Origin of the sequence: Pantoea sp. ME81 (genome assembly GCF_903970985.1) — a bacterium.
Lineage (GTDB): Bacteria > Pseudomonadota > Gammaproteobacteria > Enterobacterales > Enterobacteriaceae > Pantoea > Pantoea communis.
On sequence record NZ_CAJCKS010000294.1, the window covers coordinates 1 to 3295 of the forward strand.

Sequence of the window (3295 nt, forward strand, 5' to 3'; positions counted from 1 at the left end):
AGCGCGGTCTGTTGCAGCTTGATGGTGGCCTGATACTGCTTGCCGTTGATCATCAATTGATGCGTCTGGCGGACGCTGGTGGCCAGTGCAGTCTGCGCTTTTTCAAACGCCTGCTCCGCATCGGTTTTATCCAGCGACACCAAAATATCGCCTTTTTTCACGAAGTCAGTGTCATCGAACCAGACTTTATTCACGCTGCCGGAAACCTGTGCCATCACCTGCACCTGATTACCTGACACATAGGCGTCATCGGTTTCCTGGAAATGGCGCAGCACCAAATACCAGTAGGCCAGATACGCCACCCCAATCAATACAAACACGATAGCCAGCAGGATCAGCACACCTTTGCGCTTCTTCTTTTTATTCGCTGGCTGTTGCGGGCTTTGCGCTTCCGCGGTCGCACTCATGTTGTTCTCCACGTTTTCCATTTAGTCGGGCTGTGTTGATCCTTCAACACGGTTTCCCGAGTCGAAAAAGCCAGCGTATAAGACGCTGGCCGGATAAAAGGGGATTAAAATAGCGATTTCGGAAGGTGATTGTGTCGCACTTCTTGCTATTAGCGCGACAGGGAAGCGATAACCTGATCTTCATCCATTTTATCAAGACGGTTAAGCAACTTGCGCGTAATCGCTTCCAGCTGATCCTGCTCGGATGTAGAGAGCGAAGACCACAGATACTGCAGACTCTGATGCTGAGGCGGCAGCAGCTGACGTAAGAATTCGTTACCTTTCTCTGTCAGGTGCAGATGCAGGCAGCGACGGTCATTATCGCTCTCGCGGCGCTCGATCCAGCCGCGTTTTTCCAGCTCATCGGCAATACGTGTTGCATTAGTGCGTGAGGAACCCAGCGCAGAACTCAGTTCTGAAGGCTGGATGCTCTGGTTTTCTTGCGCATCAAGTGTAATCAGCGCCATGAATAAGGTCTCGTTAATTCCCTGCGCCTTCAACATCTTGTTGCGGTTATCCAGCAGTTTTCCCTGCATATGCATGCACAGACGAGTCAGGATGATTTCCTGCAACGGAAAATCTTTATGGCGGTTAGCACGGATGTTCAGCATCTGTTCAATGGGAGTAAACGAACTTTCCATTTTAAAAAAAACCTCTTAGTTGCAACTGGTATAGTAAGGATGGTGACAGATTAAGCGTAGTCATATTTTCCGCCAGTGATTGTTCGCACGATCACATTGTCAACATCTGGCGTTCCAGGTCGTTCCATAACCCTGGGCGCTTCGCCCTGACAACGTGCCACGCAGGATGGTTACATTGTCATCAATTCACATCGTGAAATATTTTTAAGAAAAAATAATTTCGCGAGAAAAAATAACTCTGGTGAATAACTGTGCTGCTAACCATAACAAACTCAATCATCAATGAATAGTCTCACTCACGTGATTGGGTTGGTCTTTACGCTTTCTAAACACTTTAGCTGAACGCATTACATCACTAAATCAATGGTTTAATTAACTTAATCGTAACAATTCCGGTACCAATACCGTACCAGCTAAAATGATGAATTGCATTCGTTGAGAGAATTTAACCTCAGGCATTGCAGAGATAAGTCTCGGTTTAGCAGCATTCATGGCGGAAGAAAGGCGTAGATAATCATTTGTGGTTAATAGTAACCCAAAAAATTATTTCAATGGTGTGTTAATTGACAGGACGTACCAGTGCGCTATAACGCACGAACTGTGCGGGGATTGAGAACAAAAGCGGCCAAAAGGCCGCTTTTAAGGGAAGAGGATTACTTTGCCGCCGCTTGTGCGTCAGAAATCCACTTATCAAACTCGGCCTGATGGCCTTTGATCCAGCCATCTACGTGGCGATTGATGTCAGCTTCAGAAGCCTGACCCGCATGCATCGCCGCGTTTTCGGCGTTGATATCGCCAATCGGCAATTTCATTTCAGCAAACAGTTTTGCCGCCGCCGGGTTTTTCTCAGCCCAGGCTTTGTTGGCCACAATGTGCATAGTGTTGACCGGGAAACCGTAATTTTTACCATTAGGCAGTTTGGTGTCCACTTTGCTCTGCTCGCCTGGCAGGGAAGAGAATGGCACTTGCAGCCAAACCACATCTTTACCCGGTTTGAGCACGTCGCTCAGCCAGTAAGGTGTCCAGGTGTAATAAAGGATAGGTTTGCCTTGCTTGTAGCGTGCCAGGGTGTCAGCCACCATCGCTGAATAGTTACCCATGTTGGCCGTAACCGTATCCGCCAGGCCATAGGCTTTATTCTGGTGGTTAATCACCGCTTCACAGCCCCAGCCCGGCGTACAGCCCGTCATGTCGGCTTTGCCGTCACCGTTGCTGTCGAACAGTTTGGCGATTTTCGGATCTTTAAGCTGTTCGATGTTGGTGATGTGATACTGCTCGGCGGTTTTCTTATCGATCAGATAACCCTGGGCAGCGCCGCCAACGTAAGTGCCTTCACGGTAAAACTTGTTATCACCGCCTGCAGCTTTATACATGTCATCATGCAGCGGTTTCCAGTTAGCGGCCACAAAGGTGGCATCACCCGCCGCGATGGTGGTGTAGGCCACGTTGTAATCGACTTCGCCCGGCTTCTCAACGGTGTAGCCCAGTTTTTCCAGCGCGCGGCTGACAATCAGCGTCTGGAAAGTTTCTTCTGCGATGGTGCTTTGCAGAGGTTTAACGGTGATGCCTTTACCCGGCAGGTCGGCGGCGGACACGTGCGTCGCGGCGAACGTCGTCAGGACGGCAGCGAACAGAGCTGTCTTGCGCATAGTCATTCCTTATTTTACGTGTTGCGTCGGAGACGGACGGCCACGCTGGGCCGTCCATAGAAATCAGGCTTTTTTACTGAAGGGGCGCAGCAGCAGGCCAAGAGGACCTGAGCTATACCAGTGACGGTTGCCACGGCTGCGGCTGTCGCGGGCGACCGACTGAGTCAGGCGATCAAGGATAATCGCCAGAATCACAATACCCACGCCGCCGACAGTTGCCAGACCCATATCTAAACGACCGATACCGCGCAGCACCATCTGGCCTAAGCCACCCACAGCGATCATCGAGGCGATAACCACCATTGACAGCGCCAGCATCAGCGTCTGGTTCACACCGGCCATAATGGTCGGCATCGCCAGCGGCAACTGCACTTTGAACAGCATCTGACGCGGACTGGCACCAAAGGATTCGCTCGCTTCGATCAAATCGGCAGGTACCTGCTTAATGCCAAGAATGGTCAGACGCACCATCGGCGGTAGCGCAAAGATGATGGTCACCACCACGCCCGGCACGTTACCGATACCGAACAGCATCACGATCGGCACTAAATACACGAAG

The 3295-nt window shown here is 50.7% G+C and carries 4 protein-coding genes; all 4 read right to left on the minus strand.

Annotation, left to right across the window (positions count from 1 at the left end; translation table 11 throughout):
• A partial coding sequence (locus H7A81_RS26470) for a biotin/lipoyl-binding protein (protein ID WP_182059253.1) occupies positions 1 to 407 on the minus strand: 407 nt, incomplete at its 3' end.
• A gap of 149 nt (positions 408 to 556) precedes the next feature.
• Positions 557 to 1087, minus strand: coding sequence for a transcriptional repressor MprA (mprA, locus tag H7A81_RS26475; RefSeq protein ID WP_034825472.1), 531 nt, complete (start codon positions 1085 to 1087; stop codon positions 557 to 559).
• Between the two features lie 653 nt (positions 1088 to 1740).
• A complete protein-coding gene (gene proX, locus H7A81_RS26480; protein WP_034825474.1) occupies positions 1741 to 2736 on the minus strand; it encodes a glycine betaine/L-proline ABC transporter substrate-binding protein ProX in 996 nt (331 codons plus the stop codon).
• Between the two features lie 63 nt (positions 2737 to 2799).
• Positions 2800 to 3295 (minus strand): ABC transporter permease subunit (locus H7A81_RS26485; protein WP_182059254.1); only part of this gene is annotated, 496 nt, incomplete at its 5' end.

Bases quoted from the DNA above. Each gene is read 5' to 3' on its own strand.
- mprA (WP_034825472.1), bottom strand. From the start codon at position 1,087: ATGGAAAGTTCGTTTACTCCCATTGAACAGATGCTGAACATCCGTGCT.
- proX (WP_034825474.1), bottom strand. From the start codon at position 2,736: ATGCGCAAGACAGCTCTGTTCGCTGCCGTCCTGACGACGTTCGCCGCG.